The following is an 18,621-nucleotide window of genomic DNA, read 5'->3' as shown; positions in this document are numbered from 1 at the left end:
CTTAGTGTATTATATCTATTATACATTTTTTGCGCATAAAGAAAAAGCTATTGGATTAACCAATAGCCTTTTTAATAAAATATTACATTGCTTCTTCGTCAAAATTGCCATCTTTAAATTGGCTGTTATAAAGATCTGCATAGAAACCATTTTGTTCTAATAATTGTTTATGATTTCCTTGTTCTATAACAGTTCCTTGATTCATAACAAGTATTAAATCTGCATCTTTAATTGTAGATAATCTATGAGCTATAACGAAGCTTGTTCTTCCTTCCATAAGCTTATTCATAGCTTTTTGGATATATACTTCTGTTCTTGTATCTACACTACTTGTTGCTTCATCAAGTATTAATATTGATGGATCTGCTAATATTGCTCTAGCAATTGTTAATAATTGTTTTTGTCCTTGAGATATATTTGAAGCTTCTTCATTTAATACTGTATCATAACCCTCTGTAAGAGTTCTTATGAAGTGGTCTGCGTGGGCTGCTTTAGCTGCTTCTATTACTTCTTCATCAGTAGCACCCTTTCTACCATAAGCTATATTTTCTTTTATAGTTCCTTGGAAGGACCAAGTATCTTGAAGTACCATACCAAATATATTTCTTAAATTTTCACGTCTTAAATCTCTTAAATCTACTCCATCAACAGTTATCTTACCACCATTTATTTCATAGAATCTCATAAGAAGATTTACCAATGTAGTTTTACCTGCTCCAGTAGGTCCTACTATAGCTATGGTTTGACCTTTCTTAACATCGATATTCATATTTTCTATAAGCTTAGAATCTTCTTTGTAGCTAAAGTCAACATTTTCGAATTTAACTTCACCTTTTACATTATCTAAAGTAACTGCGTCTTTTGAATCTGGTATTTCTTCAGCTTCATCTAAAACTTCAAATACACGTTCTGCTGCTGCAACTGTAGATTGAATTATATTAGCTATATTTGCAGTTTGGTTTATAGGTTGAGAGAACTGTCTCATATATTGTATGAAAGCTTGAATATCTCCTACGCTTATTGAACCTTTAGTAGCTAAATATCCACCTGTTACTGATACTGCAACGTAACCAATGTTATTAACAAAACCCATCAAAGGCATTATTAATCCAGATATAAATTGAGCTTTCCAACCTGATTTATATAAATCTTCATTTACATCATTAAATTTCTTTAGAGATGCTTTTTCTCTTCCGAATGCTTTAACTATATTATGACCTGAATACATTTCTTCTATATGACCATTTAACTCGCCTAAATGCTTTTGTTGAGCTGCAAAATATTTTTGAGATCTTCCTAATATAGGTCTTATAACAAAAATACTCACTGGAAGCACAACTATAGCTATAAGTGTCATTTTCCAACTTATTGAGAGCATCATACCAAGTATACCTACTATAGTAACTATAGATGTTATAAGTTGAGTTAATGATTGTTGAAGTGTTGCCGCTACAGTATCTAAGTCATTTGTAAAACGGCTTAATACGTCTCCCTTTGTTCTAGCATCAAAATATTTTAAAGGTAATCTTTCTAACTTATTATTTAAATCATTTCTCATATCATAAACAGTATTTTGAGCTACTCCTGACATTATCCAACCTTGAATAAATGTAAATACTGAACTTATAGCATAAAAGAGAATAAGTAATAATAATATATTTCTAACATACTCAAAGTCTATTTCTGGTTTATAACTTCCAAATACAGCTTTTATTGTATCTACATCCCCAGATTGCATAGCGGTATTAATTTTTGAGATATCCTCATCTGAAAGATATTTTTCTAATATTTCTTGAACTTTTTCTGACTGTTCTTTTGCTTCAGGAGTTTGCTGAGCATCTAAAGCCTTCTTCATTTGTTCTGCTGCTTGTGCTTGTATTTGAGGAGCTAATTTAGGATTAGCTTTTATCTGCTCTTCAATTTGCTTCTTTTGAGCATCCATTTGCTCCTTCATAGTAGTTACTGCTTCAGTAACCCCTTTACTCACTGCGCTATATTCATATTTTGCTACTATACCTTCAAATAATCTTGTAGTAGCCTTTCCCATTATCTTAGGACTAACTATAGAAAATATTGTAGCTAATATTGCTACTAAAAATACTGATATTATATGAACGGCTCTTGGTTTTAAATATCCTATTAATCTCCTTAAGGTTCCTTTAAAGTCCTTTGCTTTTTCCCCAGACATTACCACTCCGCCCATTGGGCCTCCACCCATTGGACCACCGCCTCTTTTTGGCGCATTGTTTTTCATTTCACTCATGATATCTCCTCCTCTGAAAGTTGTGAAGATACAATCTCACGATATATTTCACAGTTATTTAGAAGCTCTTTATGAGTTCCCATTCCTGCAATCTCACCTTGTTCTAATACTATTATTCTATCTGCATCCATTACTGTACTTACTCTTTGTGCAACTATTATTACTGTAGAGTCTCCTGTTTCTTTCTTAAGAGCAGCTCTTAACTTAGCATCTGTCTTTAAATCTAATGCCGAGAAACTATCATCAAAAACATATATTTCAGGTCTTCTAATCAAAGCTCTTGCTATAGCCAAACGTTGTTTTTGTCCACCTGATACGTTATTACCACCTTGAGCAATAAAAGAATCAAACCCATCTTTCATATTGGTTACAAAATCCAATGCTTGAGCAACCTCAGCTGCATGCTTAACTTCCTCATCTGAAGCATCTTCTTTACCATATCTTATATTATCTGAAACACTTCCTGAAAATAATACTGCCTTTTGAGGAACTATTCCAACTTTATTTCTTAAATCTTCTTGAAGCATATCTTTTATATCTACGCCATCTACTAATATACTTCCTTTTTCCACATCATAAAAACGTGGTATTAAATTAATAAGTGCTGATTTACCTGAACCAGTACTACCAATTATAGCTGTAGTTTCACCTGGTTTTGCATCAAACGAAATATTGCTAAGTACAGGTTCTTCTGCTCCTGGGTATCTAAAATATACATTCTTAAATTCTACATGCCCACTTTCAACTTTTTTATTATTAGGGTTCTTAGGGTCTAGTATTTCTGGCTTTAAATCTAAAACTTCATTTATTCTTACTGCTGATGCTGATGCTCTTGGTATTAATATAAACATCATGGCAACCATGATAACAGACATCATTATTTGCATAGCATATTGAATAAATGCCATCAAATCACCAACTGCCATTTCTCCTAAATCTATACGATTTGCTCCAAACCAAAGGATACCTATAGTCAATAAGTTAAATATAAACATCATAAGTGGCATTAAAGTTGCTAATAATTTATTAACTTTAATAGCTGTGTCAGTTAAATCTTTATTTGCTGCTTTAAATCTATCTTTTTCAAAATCAGTTCTATTAAAAGCACGTATAACCCTTATTCCTGTTAATCCTTCTCTAACTACTAGATTTAGTTTATCAACCTTTGTTTGCATGCTTTTAAATAGTGGCATTCCTTTTACAGCTACAAATATCATCATACCTAAAACTAAAGGAATAGCTGCTGCAATAACTCTAGCTAGATACGTATCTTTAGAAAGAGCCATTATAAGCGCACCAACAAACATTATAGGTGCCATAACTAATATTCTAAGTCCCATTACCATTACTGTTTGAACTTGTGTTATATCATTTGTTGTTCTTGTAATAAGAGAAGATGTTGGGATTTTGTTAAACTCATTAAGAGAAAATCCTTCTACATGAGTAAATACTTCTCTTCTAACATCTCTTGAAAATGCCATAGCAACTTTGGACGCAAACAATGCTGCTACAACTGAGCATAAAGTTCCTCCTAAAGCCACAAGTAACATCTTTCCACCCGTTTGTAATATATAATCAACATCACTATTTACTATTCCAGTATCAACTATATCAGACATCAAATTGGGTAAATTTAATTCTGCCATAACTTGAAAATATATTAATACTAATATAACTACGACCGAAATCCAATACTTTTTCAAAAACCTAAATAATTTGATCATTCATTTCATCTCCATTCACATAGTCTTACATTAATCATTGCAGTTATCTAAATTTTTATTTGTAATTTCTTCTAAATTACTTTTCATCTGCATTAATAATCTTCTGAAAATTACTAGCTCATCTTCAGTAAAATTTTTAAAACATTCCTTTTTGATTCCATTATAATAACTTTTAAGCTCTAAACTTAATTCCTTGCCAATTTCTGTTGTGTAAACTCTCATAACTCTTTGATCTGCTTCATCAACTTTTCTTTTAATAAATCCTGCCTTTTCTAATTTCTTTATCATCCCTGTAACTGTAGCAGGTTTTATATTAAGAACTTTTGCAAGTTGATTTTGACTAATTCCTTCTTCATGCCCTATTACCCCTAACAAATGAGCTTGACCAGGATGAAGACCTATCTTTTCCAACAATTGATGGGCTCTATGAAAGTTGAGTTTTATAACTTGATGAAAAATTCCATATAATGATTCTCCATAATTCTGTTCTATTTCTCTCACCTCCAATTAGTTAGGCAACTAAACTATTTATTATATTACCACCATAAATATTTTTAGTCAATATCTTTATAATTCCAATTTATTAATAAAACATTAATATCATTTCAGATTATGCAAATAGGGTATTTACTTGCTTTATCTATATAATATTTATAGTTTGTTGTGTTTAAATTAACTAATGTAAATATTTTCACATCGTTTTGTTCACAAAAATTTTAGTTAGCTACCTAATTAATTTTCACCCTAAAATTATATTCTTACTAATTGTTTATTGCTACAATAACAATTTATATTTACTATAATAATTCATAACCTAAGGTCAAGGTCAACAGTATATATCATATTTATAAACTGAATTTAAACTACTTAATAAACTTACTAGATAAATAAATAGTAAATGTACTTCCATTACCTAACTCACTTTGAACCTCTATTGAACCTTTGTGAACTTCAATAATTCTTTTTACTATTGAAAGACCCAATCCATTACCCCCAATTGATCTAGCTCTAGCTTTATCAGCTTTATAAAAACGTTCAAAAATATGCAGTTGCTCCTCTTCATCAATTCCTATTCCAGTATCTATTATCTTAAACTCAACTTTATCTTGAACTTGGCTTAAATATATTTTTATTTGTCCATTTTCTTCTGTGAACTTTATACTATTATGAATTAAATTAGTCCACACTTGATTAAGCATTCCTTCATCTCCTATTATCTCTACTTCCTCCATAAATATTTCAAATTTAATATTTTTTCTTTCCCAATGAGGCTCAAGAGATAATATAGTGCTCCTTATCTGTTTATCTAATCTATAGCTTTTAAGTTGAAGCTCAACTTGATCTGAATCTAAAGTCGCTAGTTTAAGCAAATTATCCCCTAGTTTGGATAATCTAGTACTTTCAGTTTCAATAATATTTAAGTAATGAACCCTCTCTTCTTCACTCAAATTATTATTTCTCAATACTTGTGCAAAACCTTTTATGGAAGTTAGAGGAGATTGAATCTCGTGGGAAACATTAGAAACAAATTCTTGCCTCATTTTTTCCATTGTACTTAGCTCTAAAGCCATGCTATTAACCCCTTTTACTAAGGCCACAAATGGTTTAATTTTGTTATGATCATACTCTAGTTTTACATTAAAATCTCCTTTTGACATTTTTTCCATTGCTTCTACTATAGATTTAAACATGTTGATTTGATACTCCCTATAGTTTTTGCTGCCAAAATTAATTGTTGAAAATATTGTTGTAACTAGAAAAAATATTCCTAAAAGGGAATTTATCATCTGAGTAATCAGTATATTAGGAGTTTTCCCTATAGTCTTATAAATAAAACTAGTGATAAAGAAAGCTAACATAATAAATGCACTTAATACAATTAATCCTAAGAGAACTCCAACGATATTATGAATTTTACCTTTTCTAAATCTCATTATTTCACCTCTATCCTATATCCAAGGCCTCTAATTGTCTTTATCTTAAAGGAATATTTGTTTTCTGGAAATCTTTCTCTAAGCCTATTAACATGAACATCTAGAGTTCTTTCATTGCCTTCAAAATCATAACCCCATATATCTTCAATTAATTCATCCCTTGAAAAAGTTCTTCCTGGATAACTTCCAAGCTTAAACAAAAGTTCAAATTCTTTTAAAGGTAAGTTTAAATTTTCACCTCTATCTGTTACCTCATAAGTTTTGTGATTAATTGATAACTCTCCAACCTCTATTATTTCAGAAGCAGTTATAAGATATCTTTTAAGCAAAGCTTTTACTCTAGCTACTAATTCTAATGGTTCAAAAGGTTTAACCATATAGTCATCAGTTCCTAGCTCAAAGCCCTTTACTTTCTGTGTTATGTCCCCCTTAGCTGTAAGCATAAGTATAGGCATATCATAGTATTTTCTAATTTCCTTACATAAATCCCAACCATCCATATTAGGCATCATTATATCAATAACCGCAATATTAACCTTTTCTTTTTGAATTTCTACAAGTGCCTCTACTCCATCAGAAGCCTCTAGTATATCAAATCCCTCATTTTTCAAAAGTACCTTTACTAACTCTCTAATATATGGATCATCATCAACTATAAGTATTTTGCTCATATTGATTTCACCTCTCTTTATTTATTATAATTCTACACAACTTTTTTAAACTGAATTTAAATAAAAATAAGGTTATTTCCATTAATTGAAAACAACCTTATTTTTATTATTAAATTTTAAAATGTTTTACTGCCTCAATCATATCTCTAGCCGTTTCATGAAGCCTATCAGATAGTCCTGATAAGTCTACAATTGTAGCTGACTGTTCTTCTACTGATTGAGTAACCTCTTCTACAGAAGCTGACAGTTCTTCTGATTCCGAACTTATATTCTGAACATTATTCATCACTTTATCTTTTATTGTATTAGTATTTTTTATTATCGTTGATACATTATTTATTTTAGGAATTACTACATTTATTTGATTAACGATAGTATCAAATGCAACAATTGTATTAGATATTATTTCTGACTGTTCTTCAAATTTATCTATAGATTTCATGGCTGTATCTGATACCATTTTTGAATTATTTGATATATTTTTTATAAGTTTTGCTATAATTTCTGAAGATTCTAATGTTTGCTCTGCTAATTTTTTAACTTCGTTTGCAACAACTGCAAAACCATTTCCAGCTTCATTTGCTCTTGATGCTTCAATTGCTGCATTTAAAGAAAGTAAGTTGGTTTGCTTTGCAACATTATTTATAGTTTCACTTATTGAATTAATTTCAATTATGTTATCATCTAGAACCTTTATTCCACTTGACATTTCTTCAAAAGATTCTCGCATATCCTCCATGCTTTTTACTACATAATTAATTTTTTCTGTTCCATCATCAGCCATGGACCTAATTGATGTGCTTTCTTTCTCCATTGTATGAATTTCTAAACTAATTTCCTCTAATGAATAAGCTAATTCTTTAAGCTTATTCATGGCTTCAGATAGATTATCATTTTGTACTGAAGTACTATCAGCTACGCTATTCATTGTACTGCTTATTTCTTCACTAGCACTAGCTACCCCTTCTGAAGATAATTTAAGTTCTTTTGAATATTCCTCTATGTCCTTAGAAACCACCTTTATATCAGAAATCATTTTTCTCAAACTTCCATTTGTACTACTTATGTTTAAACTTAAATCTTTAAGCTCATCTTTTGACTTTATATTTATTTCTTGGGTTAAATCTCCTAATGCCATTTCCTTTAAGTAATCTCGTATCTTTACTAAAGGTTTCGTTATACTTAAAGATATGATTACAGCTATACCTATAGATACTAAAAATACTATAATCGATATTATTGATATATCAACTATCTTTTCTTTTAGCCCTTGAAGCATTGCTTCATTATCCATCTTCACAATAACTAATCCAGATATATTAACCTTTGCACTTGCTGCTGCTACTCCATCAGTCCCACTTTCTTGTGAAGTCGTAGCTGATGATACTGCATCCGTTGTCCCTGCAAAACTTGTTGAAGAACCTGTTTTGTATAGAGGAACTGCCGAATAGTAATTGGCTTCTGAGTTTTCTTCTAATGAAAAACTTAATGCTTTATTATTTGAAATTAAATCTTTAGTATATTCATTATTAAATGATTGTCCCACTAATCCCTTATTAGTATTTGCAACATATCCTAATTTATCATTAACTATTCCTATAGAATCTACTAATGGATATTGCTCAAGTAATTCTTTTATTTTCTCTTGCAATTTTTCAGTTTGCTCTATTCCTATAGGTGATACTACCTTTTCAATATGTTCTGCATAAGCATAACTTTTATCTAATGCTTCTTCCTTCATTTGCTTATAGGAATTGAAAATTTCAAGTCCTAAAAAAGCTATAAGGTTTATTAATATCACCGACAAAAAGCCTAAAATCATTTTTTTCTTTATAGAATTAAGACTAAATATACTACCTTGTTTACTACTGCTCACTCTAACCTCTCCCTGTATTTTAATTCAATTGAAATTCATTATCTCTATGCTTAGTTTAAAGAATAACAATCTCAAATTCTATTGTCAACATATATTTCCTATTATACCAAATTAATTTACTTCTTTCTTTATTTTTCCTCAACTAATTTTTTTCTTTAATTTAACTATTGCAAACCTCAATTTATTATCTTATAATATTAACTAACAAATAGTAAGTCAATAATTTTTTATAAGGATGTGTTCCTATGAATCAAAGTATTTTTGTAGCCCACGGGGCTCCAACTCTAGTATTCGAAAATAATAAATATACTGAATATTTAAAGCAATATGCTAAAACTATAAATAAACCTAAAGCCATAATAATTTTCTCAGCTCACTGGGAATCAGATATACAATTAATAGGTGCAATGAAACCTTATGATATGATATATGATATATGATTTTTATGGATTTCCAAGAGAATTATATGAGGTAAACTATCCAGCTAGCTCTGATTCAATATTAGCAAAAAAAATTCAAAGTATTCTAACTCAAAATAATATTGATAGTAAGTTAGATTTTTCTAGGGGTATTGACCACGGGGCTTGGTCAGTACTAAAGCTTATGTTTCCTAATATAGATATTCCCGTAATAACAATGTCTGTTAATCCAAAGCTGTCTAATAAATCTCAATATGAAATAGGTAAAGCTCTATCCCCACTAAAAGATGAAGACATATTAATTATTGCTAGTGGTGGTATAGTTCACAATCTTGGAATGGTTGATTTCTATAAAGAAAATTCTATAGATTCTTGGGCTTTAGATTTCAATAATTGGATTAAGAAAGCTATAGAAGAATGGGATACTGATAAACTTTTTAAATATGAAAGTTTAGCTCCAAGTGCATCTTTAGCGGTTCCTAGAAATGAACATTTTATCCCTCTACTCATTGCTATGGGTGCAGGTGATCACTCTAAAGATGGTGAATCTTTGATAAGCACCTTCCAATATGGTAATTTAGCCTTAGATTTATTCAGATTTAGTTAATTATGAGGCCTCCTTTATGATAAAATATATTTAGAAAAAGGAGGCTATTTTATGAATAAAACTATTGGATTTATTGGGTGTGGAAATATGGCTCAAGCCATTATAGGAGGTATAATAACATCTAACTTTATTTCTAAAGAAAATGTTATTGCATCAAACCCATCTAAAAATAAACTTGATATTTGCCGTGATAAATACGGAATAGAAATCTATCCTGGGGATAATATATCAGTTGCTAAAAAGTCAGATATATTAGTTTTAGCTGTTAAACCACACTTTTATAGTGATGTAATTAAAGAAATTAAGGACTATATAAAAGAAGATGTTTTAATAGTAACCATAGCAGCTGGAGTAAGCATAGATTTCGTTGAGAAAAATTTCTTTTCAAACATAAAAGTAATTAGAACTATGCCAAATACGGCTGCACTTGTTAATGAAAGCATAACTTTATTATGTAAAAATTCAGCTGTTAGCCATGATGAATTTGCCTTAATAACAGATATGTTTAATAGTATAGGTAAAACAGAGATTATTCCTGAAGCAATGATAGATAAAACTCTTGCCATAGGAGGTTCTTCTCCTGCACTTGTTTATATGTTTATTGAAGCTATGGCAGATGGCGCGGTACTTCAAGGTGTTCCAAGGGACAAAGCCTATAAAATAGCAGCTCAAGCAGTTTTAGGTTCAGCTAAAATGGTTTTAGAAACAAATCTTCATCCTGGAGCCTTAAAGGATATGGTATGTTCTCCTGGTGGAACAACTATAGAAGCTGTTTATACTCTCGAGAAAAATAATTTTAGAGGTTCTGTCATAGAGGCAGTAGATAGCTGCACTAAAAAAGCTATAAAAATGAATAGTCAAAATTCAAAATAAAAAAGGCAATTGCACCAGTAGTTTTTAGCTACTATTGCAGTTGCTTTTTTTTGCTCAAATGTGCAAATGATTAAATGTTCAGATATGCAGATAAGCATTTGCGCATTTAAATATATAAATATTTAAATATATATTTACGAATTTATGTACTCACATAGATTTTTACAAAACTCACTAGTTCTGAAATCTCATAAAATACCTTAGGATACTTAATTCTTTCTTTATCCATTACAAAGACCTCTACCTCTTCTTTAAGTGCTGCCATTATCTTTTCTCTAGTTCCGCCTTCTTTTCCTGAATCTTTCATCAATATTCCCTTGCAATTAAATTCCTTTAGGCACGCTCTATTAAATTCCTCTGAGTGAGATCCTTTTAGAGCTATTATATCATCAGGGCTAACTCCAAGTTCTATCATCTTTTTCATGACCTCTATAGATGGCAGTACCCTATGCATAAATCTATTTTTTAAGTTCATTTTGAGTATTTTTTCAACGCTTTTACTTCCTGTGGTATTTAAGATAGTACCATCAAATACTTTTAGTTTTTCTTCTAGTTCTTCAAAATTAGAAACTATATTTACCTGTGAGCATTCTTTGAACTCTTCTAATATACCTTTTCTTTCATATCTTAAATAGACAATCCTAAGCTTATTACATACCTCTATTACATTTTTAGAAACTTCTACAGCATAAGGATGTGAGGCATCTATCAGCAAATTAATATCTAACTCTTTAAACTTCTCTTCAAGTTCTTCCTTGTTTAAAGGTTTTGTATTAAGAATTTTATACCTATATTCTTTTAATAAGTCTCCTCCATAGCTAGTAGCTGTAGATACAAATATATCCTCAGTAAACTCGTTTAGTCCCTTAAGTAATTCTCTTCCTTCTGAAGTTCCAACAATTATTCCAATCATTTCTTTTGCTCCAGTTTATAGCCTCTAGGGGTAATAAAGAAACCATCTTTTATATAACTTTGAGAATTTCCTATGATAACTATACTCATCATATCTACATTTTCATCAGTAAACTCACCTATAGTTGTTAGATAAGCTTCTTGTCCATCTCTTAAAGCATTTTTAACTATCCCAATAGGTGTAGAATCATCTCTAAATTCTTTTATTATTTCTATAGATTCTTTTAAATAGTCTGGTCTTCCTTTAGATTTAGGATTATATAAAGAAATAATAAAATCACCTTCTGCAGCCAATTTTATTCTCTTTTTAATAAGCTCATAATCTGTCATAAGGTCAGAAAGTGAAATGTTACAGTTATCATGCATAAGTGGTGCTCCAAGTACTGATCCCGCTGCTGAAGATGCTGTTATTCCGGGAATAACTTCAACATCATGATTTTTTTCTTTAAGTTCTAATATAAGTCCAGCCATTCCATAAATCCCTGAATCTCCAGTACTTATAACTGCTACATCCTTATCCTCTGAAAGTTTCAAAGCCTCTATACATCTAGCTTCTTCACCTTTCATTCCATTTGAATATATTTCTTTATCCTTTATTAAGGGTTTTACCATATCTATGTATTTAACATATCCTACTATTACGTCAATCTTTTCCAAAACCTCTTTTGCTTTTATAGACATTTGATCTAATCCACCAGGTCCTATACCTATTACATATAATTTACCCATCTATTATCTCCCTTCTCCTATGCAAAGAGTCATTCCTTCTTTTGATATTCTCTCAACAACAATTTCTCCCCCGCTTAAATAAACACAGGGTTCTGCAACTGCTCCAACACCTATAGATTTTCTAACAAAATCGCTACACTTAAATAAATGCTCTATTTTCCTAACCTCACCCCTAGAATGAATTTCTAAAGGAACGCTAAAAACTTGAGAAATATTTAAGATAGCCTCTTCCTTAGACTTTAAATCTATGGTGGATATTTTTAATACGGAATCTTCTCTATATCCGTACTCTTTTAAACTTTCTCTTATAAAATTTAACATTTTTTCTTTAGGTACATCTTTCCTACAACCGATTCCTAAGATGAGATTTTTCCTTACTAAAACTAAAGCTTCTGAACCACTTATTTTATTAGTGACTTTAACTTTAGGTAAGTTCTCACTACCTTCAGTACATTCAATATATCCTTTAGGAATATCTATAATTTTATCTTCATCTTCAAATACAACTTTTTTCCCTTCTATTAAAAAAGCTGATATATCCTTAGCTTTTTTCATATCAGATATTAATAAATTATTTTCCTTTGATATCATATCAGGAGCTTTTACACCTAAAGAATCTGTTGCTGTGGTTATAATTGGCATAGCCTTTAGAATTTCACTAACTTTTACTGCAAGTTCATTTCCTCCACCTAAATGTCCACTTAAAAGAGATATAGCATATTCTCCTTTAGCATCTACAACAACAACTCCAGGATCTATTGTTTTTCCTTTTAAATAGGTCGCAATAGCCCTTACAGCTATTCCTGTAGATGAGATAAATATTATTCCTTTTGCTTTTTCCATAGCTTCTTTTGTTATTTCATTTAGACCAACTGCTTTAATCTTATCTTTAGAGAAATATACGCTGCTGAAATTCTTACTTAGCTTTTCTCCCAAAATATCGCCTAGGCTCGAAACACTAAGGATATAAATCATCTATTTTACTCCCTTTCTAAATTCGTGAGTAAATGTCTTATCATATAGTAGAGATTTTTCATACTCACTGTCTATAAAATCTCCAACTAATATTTGAGCAAACTTCTTAATTCCAGCTTCTTTTACTTTTACTGCTATATCCTCTAGTGTGCCTATAATTATTCTCTCATCTTCCCAAGTAGCTCTCTCTATAACAGCTACAGGAACATCTTCTCTTCCATAACCTTTTTTAAGTTTTTCGACAACTTTATCAATCATTCCTACCGAAAGAAACAATGCCATAGATGCCTTATGTGAAGCTAAGCTTTCTAAAGATTCATTTTCTGGTACTGGCGTTCTACCTTCTACTCTTGTTAATATAACAGTTTGACTTACTGATGGAAGAGTAAACTCTCTTTTAATACTAGAAGCCGCTGCTGTAAATGAGCTCACTCCCGGAACAACTGTATATTCTATATTCAACTTTTCAAGTTCATCCATCTGTTCTTTTATAGCCCCATAAATAGAAGGATCACCTGTATGAAGTCTTACTATTATAGAATCTCCTTGAGAATTTTCTTTCATCACTTCTATAACCTCTTCTAAGGTCATGCTAGCAGAATCATATATCTTACAACCTTCTTTGCAGAAGTCCAAGTGCTTAGGACTAACTAAAGAACCTGCATAAATAATCACATCACAAGTTTTTATAAGTTCTCTTCCCTTTACTGTTATTAAATCTACATCCCCAGGGCCTGCCCCTACAAAGTAAACCATGCTACTTCCTCCTATCTATTAGCTATTATTAAAGACATATACTCACATTCTGATAATATTTCTTCTCTGCTAGATGTAATTACTTGACCTTCTCTCCCTGCTTTTCTAACCATAACATAGTTAAATCCCTTTTCTTCAAGTACATCTAATACTTCTTTTTCTCTTTTATAAACCTTCATTATTACAACATACTTTTCATCTTTTATATCATTAATTCTTCTTGCTGGAAGTACTAAAAGAGGTTCATTTCCCATAACTACTGGCCTTCCAGTTAGTGCAGCAGATGCGCAGAAAGAAGTTATTCCCGGTACAGTTTCAACCTTAAATCCGCTTTCTTGTATATATCTTAATAAATGAACATAAGTGGAATATACTAAAGGGTCACCTATAGTTAAAAAACTTACTATTTTCCCTTCTTGAAGCCTATTTTTTATAATTTCATAAGCTTCTAGTACCTTTCCATCAGTATTTTTTTTACCCATTGGAAAATGAGCTATTATAACTTCAGTTCCTTCTTTTATAAATTCCTTTGTAGTTTCGTAGGCTATGCTATCTCCCTCTTCTTCTGAAGATGGTGCTACTATTACTTGTGATTCTCCTATAGCTCTTACTGCTTTTAAAGTTAATAGTTCTGAATCTCCAGGTCCTACCCCTATTCCATATAGTTTACTCATGTATTTTTTCCTTTCTTCCACTCACAATATATATTCCATTATTGCTCATCATCATGTAACTATTATTTCTATTTTTACTTATATGAACCTCTGTTATGTCAACTTTATAATTAAGTTTTCTTAGGGTTTCGCAAGCTTTATAGCAGTTATCCAAAGTAATAAAATTTAAAACTACTCTTCCATCTTGCTTTAATATTCTATGACCTTCTTCAATTATTTTCTCTAAATTGCCACCTGTTCCACCTATAAATATCCCATCAAAACTTTCACCAGAAAGCTTTTGCAATTCTTCTAAAGCTTCTCCTTTAATTATATCTAAGTTGATACAACTAAACTTAGCTTTATTTTGAAGAATTAATTCGTACGCTTCCTCATCTCTTTCAATAGCAGTTACTTCTTTACAGAATTTACTCATTTGAATAGATATTGAGCCTGTTCCAGCTCCAACATCTAACATCTTATCATCTTTTTCTAACTCTAATTTAGCTATGGAAAGAATTCTTACTTCTTCTTTAGTCATAGGAACCTTTCCTCTTATGAACTCTTCATCTTTTATAAATTTCACGTTCTCTCCACCACCATTATGTTTAATTCACTAAACTCTTTTAACGCTACTTCTTTTGGACTTCCTATAGTAATTTTCTCATCCTCATAAGAAAGATTTTCTCCTACATAAATGGTACATTCTATATTTTCATCATGTAGTTGTTTTGCAAGCTTGGTTGGGTTATTTATCTTATCCGTCAGCCATATAGATAAGTTGACCTCTCTAACTTCTTTTATAAAATCTCCCTCTCGTCCATGGAGAGAAGATAATTTTGCTTCTTGCCAAGGCTTCCCTAGTTTACTCATAAGATACTGAAAAGAACTTATTCCAGGAATTACAGTAATTTCTTCATTAATATTTCTTTTAAGATAATTAAGTACTCCATAAAAACACGGATCTCCAGAAGCTACTATACTTATATTTTCAGAAGGATTATTTTCTATAAACTCTATTATACCTTTTAAATTATTCACCGCTACCTTAGATGCAGATATAAAATCCAAACTTTCCACTGCTCTAGAAAATCCTATAATTATTGAGCTATTATTTAAGGTCTCAATAGCTTTAAGTAACATGTATTCTTTACTTCCTGGCCCGAGTCCAACTAAAGTAATCAAGTTCTTTCCTCCTCACTATTAAATAGAAGTTTAGCTTCTTTTCCTCCCCAGTATAAAACAACCTCTGAGGTTAACTCATTCATCACATACTGCTCCATTTTTGCTTTTGCTTTTAGAGCTATAGTTTTATATATAGACTTATATTCATCTGGAATTATCCTAACAGCACCTTCTGTAGTTTTTTCATTATAAACAGCTGTCACTAATTCTAGTGGAGCTCCTATTAAAGCTAGTTCTAATGCTATAACTTCAAGTCTCATATCACAAACTTTTGAATGTGTATTAAAGGCACCAGCTGCTACTTTTCCAAGTTTCCCTATATGTCCTATTATAGTAACTTTCTTAACAGAATAGTATCTCGCTGCTTCTAAAGCAAATCCAACATAATTAGATATAGTTACCATCTTATTTTTATCATAACCTAATGTCTCTCCAAACTTCTCTCCCATATTTCCAAATATAAATATTAACTCATCATAATAGGCAGCTTTAGCTTTCATTTCTATTTCAATAGTTTCTTTTAAGGCTTCCTCTGACATAGGATAAACTATTCCTGAAGTTCCAAGTATACTTATTCCACCTAATATATTAAGCCTAGGATTAAAGGTTCTTTTCGCTACTTCTTCTCCTTCAGGAACAAAAATAGTTATCGCGACTCCTTTATCTTCTGGAAGAACTTTAGTTACTTCTTTTTCTATCATAAGTCTTGGAACTGGGTTTATTGCGGCCTCTCCCTTTTTTATATAAAGACCTTCTCCACAAACTACCCCTACACCTTTTCCACCTTTTAGAGAATATCTGTCTTTTGATTTCTTAGCAGTTGCCCATATTTCTATTCCGTGGGTTACATCTGGGTCATCTCCCCCATCCTTTACTACACAACAAGAAACAAAGTTTTCTCCTCTTTCTATAGTTTTTATAGGAAGCTTAAGTGGTATTCCTGCTGGAGTATCAATATCTATAAACTCTAAATTAAGATCTTTATAAAGCATTAAGGTAGCAGCCTTCGCAGCTCCAGTTGCACAAGAACCTGTGGTATAACCACATCTTAGCTTTTTCCCTCCAGCATTAACATACATGTCTAACATTATTCTCTCTCCACCAGCATATACATAAGAGCATTTACTATAGCTGCAGCTATATTACTTCCACCTTTTCTCCCCCTTATAGTTATCATAGGAATATCAAGTTGTTCTATTTCTTCTTTAGACTCCCTAGCCCCTACAAATCCTACAGGCGCTCCAATTATAAACTTAGGATTAGCTTTTCCCACTTCATATAAGCTCTTTAGATTAAACAATGCTGTAGGTGCATTTCCAAATACAAAAAACTCTACACCTTCCTCTGATGCCTTAGCTACAGCTGCCATTGAACGAGTTATTTTTTCTTCCTTAGCTTTTTTAGCTACTTCTTCAAGAGATACATAAGTTATGACTTCACACCCTAACTGTTTTAGAGCTTTTTTATTTATACCAGCTGCAATCATGTTTGTATCTGTGTATATCTTTACTCCACTTTTAAGAAGCTTTTTAGCTTCCTCTATGGCACCGTCTCTTATATAAACTAAATCTTTATATTCAAAATCTGCTGATGTATGGATAACTCTTTTTACTATAGAAAGTTCTTCCTCAGTAAAGTTATGAGCTCCCATCTCACTCCCTATTATTTCAAAACTTCTTTGCTCTATTTCCATTGGATTCTTAATGTACTCCACGGCTCTTCTCCTTACAACTGTTAATTATTTCTTTAAGAAACTCTATATTTGAGAAAAAATGAATATGAGCATATGCTCCTAAAGTATTTTTCTTAATATATCCACATTTCCAACTTTTCAAGCTTCCATCATAAGCTCTTTTCTCTAAAGTATAAACCTTCTCTTCATCAGAATTTATAGTTGATTTATGAAACTCATGTGCTCTTACTTTTAATGATCTTCTTATTAAGGAATTTTCTTTAACATCTATAAAGGTGTATCCAAAGTTATTTAGTTTATCAGTCATAACTGATTCTCCTTTAAATACGCCAACCATTTTCTCCCCTTCTATTTCTTCCATAAGGTACATGAGGCCTCCACACTCTGCATAACAAGGCAAACCGTCTTCAAGATTATCTTTAAGACTTTGTATGAAGCTTGTATTTTTAGATAACTCTTCTCTAAAAACCTCTGGGTAACCTCCACCTATATATATGAAGTCAAGTTTATCAGGTAGCTTTTCATCCTCTAAAGGCGAAAAATACTTAATCTCTCCTATTTCCTCTAAAAGCTCTATATTTTCCTTATAATAAAATGAAAAAGCCTTATCCCTAGCTATTCCTATTTTTAGTCCCCTTTTCCTTAGGTGAAAATTATCATTAAATCTTTCTGTTTCTACTAAGCAGTTAAGTAATCTATCAACATCAACATTATCCTCTATAAGCTCTGCTATTGTAGATATTTTTTCATCTAAATCATCTACTTCTGAACTTTGAACTAATCCTAGATGCCTTGATTTTAATGATATTCTTTCATCTTTAGGTACATATCCTAAAAGAGGTACATCTATCTTTTTATCAAATATAGTTTTTAATAATGAATAATGACTTTCAGTTATATTATTGAGTATTATTCCTGCAAAATCTGTTCCTGAAAACTCTAATATTCCACTAACTTCAGAAACAAAGGTAACACTTGAAGCTCTTGGGGTAAGTACTAAAATCACAGGTATATCTAAAAGCTGAGATACATGTGCTGTAGAGGCTTCTGAGGTGCATCCCATACCATCATATACCCCCATTACACCTTCTATTATTCCAATTTCGCCTCTACCTCTTGAATAAACTGCTTTAAGCCCATCTTCTCCTTGCAAAAAATAATCAAGATTTCTAGAAGGATTTCCTGTTACCTTTTCATGAAAAGCTGGGTCTATATAGTCTGGTCCAATTTTGTAAGGTGCAATATCATATCCTTTATCTTTAAGTAATCTCATAAGACCTAAAGTAAATGTGGTTTTTCCTCCACCTGAACAGTTAGATGCAATTATTATTGATTTCATAAGGACCTCCTT

19 protein-coding genes are annotated in these 18,621 nt (G+C 31.2%); 3 read left to right on the top strand and 16 right to left on the bottom strand.

Features of this window, described 5'->3' with window-relative positions; all coding sequences use genetic code 11:
• Positions 1-82: 82 nt before the first annotated feature.
• The 6 genes from BUA92_RS13265 to BUA92_RS13240 form a co-directional block, all read right to left on the bottom strand.
• Positions 83-2,263: an ABC transporter ATP-binding protein gene (locus tag BUA92_RS13265; protein WP_073020188.1), complete on the bottom strand. Its 2,181-nt coding sequence runs from the start codon at positions 2,261-2,263 to the stop codon at positions 83-85.
• Positions 2,260-3,987: an ABC transporter ATP-binding protein gene (locus BUA92_RS13260; protein ID WP_073020185.1), complete on the bottom strand. Its 1,728-nt coding sequence runs from the start codon at positions 3,985-3,987 to the stop codon at positions 2,260-2,262. The genes BUA92_RS13265 and BUA92_RS13260 overlap by 4 nt, the downstream gene beginning before the upstream one ends.
• A gap of 30 nt (positions 3,988-4,017) precedes the next feature.
• Positions 4,018-4,488 (bottom strand): MarR family winged helix-turn-helix transcriptional regulator, encoded by a 471-nt coding sequence (locus BUA92_RS13255; RefSeq protein WP_083553534.1) that lies wholly within the window; start codon positions 4,486-4,488, stop codon positions 4,018-4,020.
• 362 nt (positions 4,489-4,850) lie between these two features.
• On the bottom strand, positions 4,851-5,921 hold the full coding sequence (locus BUA92_RS13250; protein WP_073020182.1) for a sensor histidine kinase: 1,071 nt from the start codon (positions 5,919-5,921) through the stop codon (positions 4,851-4,853).
• Positions 5,921-6,592: a response regulator transcription factor gene (locus BUA92_RS13245; RefSeq protein ID WP_073020179.1), complete on the bottom strand. Its 672-nt coding sequence runs from the start codon at positions 6,590-6,592 to the stop codon at positions 5,921-5,923. The genes BUA92_RS13250 and BUA92_RS13245 overlap by 1 nt, the downstream gene beginning before the upstream one ends.
• A 109-nt stretch (positions 6,593-6,701) precedes the next feature.
• Positions 6,702-8,468: a methyl-accepting chemotaxis protein gene (locus BUA92_RS13240; protein WP_073020177.1), complete on the bottom strand. Its 1,767-nt coding sequence runs from the start codon at positions 8,466-8,468 to the stop codon at positions 6,702-6,704.
• Between the two features lie 245 nt (positions 8,469-8,713).
• On the opposite strand from BUA92_RS13240, the gene BUA92_RS23615 reads away from it, so the two are divergent.
• The 3 genes from BUA92_RS23615 to proC are packed head-to-tail and all read left to right on the top strand — an operon-like array spanning position 8,714 to position 10,367.
• Positions 8,714-8,908, top strand: coding sequence for a class III extradiol ring-cleavage dioxygenase family protein (locus tag BUA92_RS23615; RefSeq protein WP_242950163.1), 195 nt, complete (start codon positions 8,714-8,716; stop codon positions 8,906-8,908).
• Complete coding sequence (locus tag BUA92_RS13235; RefSeq protein ID WP_242950161.1) at positions 8,898-9,494, top strand: DODA-type extradiol aromatic ring-opening family dioxygenase; 597 nt, start codon at positions 8,898-8,900, stop codon at positions 9,492-9,494. The genes BUA92_RS23615 and BUA92_RS13235 overlap by 11 nt, the downstream gene beginning before the upstream one ends.
• 51 nt (positions 9,495-9,545) lie before the next feature.
• On the top strand, positions 9,546-10,367 hold the full coding sequence (gene proC / locus BUA92_RS13230) for a pyrroline-5-carboxylate reductase (protein ID WP_073020175.1): 822 nt from the start codon (positions 9,546-9,548) through the stop codon (positions 10,365-10,367).
• A gap of 142 nt (positions 10,368-10,509) precedes the next feature.
• On the opposite strand, the gene BUA92_RS13225 is transcribed toward proC, so the two are convergent.
• The 10 genes from BUA92_RS13225 to BUA92_RS13180 are packed head-to-tail and all read right to left on the bottom strand — an operon-like array spanning position 10,510 to position 18,609.
• On the bottom strand, positions 10,510-11,280 hold the full coding sequence (locus tag BUA92_RS13225; protein ID WP_073020172.1) for a cobalt-precorrin-6A reductase: 771 nt from the start codon (positions 11,278-11,280) through the stop codon (positions 10,510-10,512).
• Positions 11,277-12,008, bottom strand: coding sequence for a precorrin-3B C(17)-methyltransferase (cobJ, locus tag BUA92_RS13220; RefSeq protein WP_073020170.1), 732 nt, complete (start codon positions 12,006-12,008; stop codon positions 11,277-11,279). The genes BUA92_RS13225 and cobJ overlap by 4 nt, the downstream gene beginning before the upstream one ends.
• Positions 12,009-12,011: 3 nt before the next feature.
• On the bottom strand, positions 12,012-12,983 hold the full coding sequence (gene cbiG, locus BUA92_RS13215; protein ID WP_073020168.1) for a cobalt-precorrin 5A hydrolase: 972 nt from the start codon (positions 12,981-12,983) through the stop codon (positions 12,012-12,014).
• Positions 12,984-13,739 carry a precorrin-4 C(11)-methyltransferase gene (gene cobM, locus BUA92_RS13210; protein WP_021804226.1) on the bottom strand — a complete coding sequence of 252 codons (756 nt, stop codon included), beginning with the start codon at positions 13,737-13,739 and terminating at the stop codon, positions 12,984-12,986.
• Positions 13,740-13,750: 11 nt separating this feature from the next.
• On the bottom strand, positions 13,751-14,413 hold the full coding sequence (locus BUA92_RS13205; RefSeq protein WP_073020166.1) for a cobalt-factor II C(20)-methyltransferase: 663 nt from the start codon (positions 14,411-14,413) through the stop codon (positions 13,751-13,753).
• On the bottom strand, positions 14,406-14,978 hold the full coding sequence (gene cbiT, locus BUA92_RS13200; RefSeq protein ID WP_021804224.1) for a precorrin-6Y C5,15-methyltransferase (decarboxylating) subunit CbiT: 573 nt from the start codon (positions 14,976-14,978) through the stop codon (positions 14,406-14,408). The genes BUA92_RS13205 and cbiT overlap by 8 nt, the downstream gene beginning before the upstream one ends.
• Positions 14,975-15,577, bottom strand: coding sequence for a precorrin-6y C5,15-methyltransferase (decarboxylating) subunit CbiE (cbiE, locus tag BUA92_RS13195; protein ID WP_073020164.1), 603 nt, complete (start codon positions 15,575-15,577; stop codon positions 14,975-14,977). The genes cbiT and cbiE overlap by 4 nt, the downstream gene beginning before the upstream one ends.
• On the bottom strand, positions 15,574-16,665 hold the full coding sequence (gene cbiD, locus BUA92_RS13190) for a cobalt-precorrin-5B (C(1))-methyltransferase CbiD (protein WP_073020161.1): 1,092 nt from the start codon (positions 16,663-16,665) through the stop codon (positions 15,574-15,576). The genes cbiE and cbiD overlap by 4 nt, the downstream gene beginning before the upstream one ends.
• Positions 16,665-17,270: a precorrin-8X methylmutase gene (locus BUA92_RS13185; protein WP_242950168.1), complete on the bottom strand. Its 606-nt coding sequence runs from the start codon at positions 17,268-17,270 to the stop codon at positions 16,665-16,667. The genes cbiD and BUA92_RS13185 overlap by 1 nt, the downstream gene beginning before the upstream one ends.
• A gap of 7 nt (positions 17,271-17,277) precedes the next feature.
• The gene (locus BUA92_RS13180; RefSeq protein ID WP_073020157.1) at positions 17,278-18,609 is read right to left on the bottom strand and encodes a cobyrinic acid a,c-diamide synthase CobB; all 1,332 of its coding nucleotides are present in this window, start codon (positions 18,607-18,609) and stop codon (positions 17,278-17,280) included.
• Positions 18,610-18,621 lie beyond the last annotated feature (12 nt).

The organism is Clostridium intestinale DSM 6191, assembly GCF_900130055.1.
Lineage (GTDB): Bacteria > Bacillota > Clostridia > Clostridiales > Clostridiaceae > Clostridium_T > Clostridium_T intestinale.
This window is presented reverse-complemented; position numbering and strand designations above follow the sequence as displayed.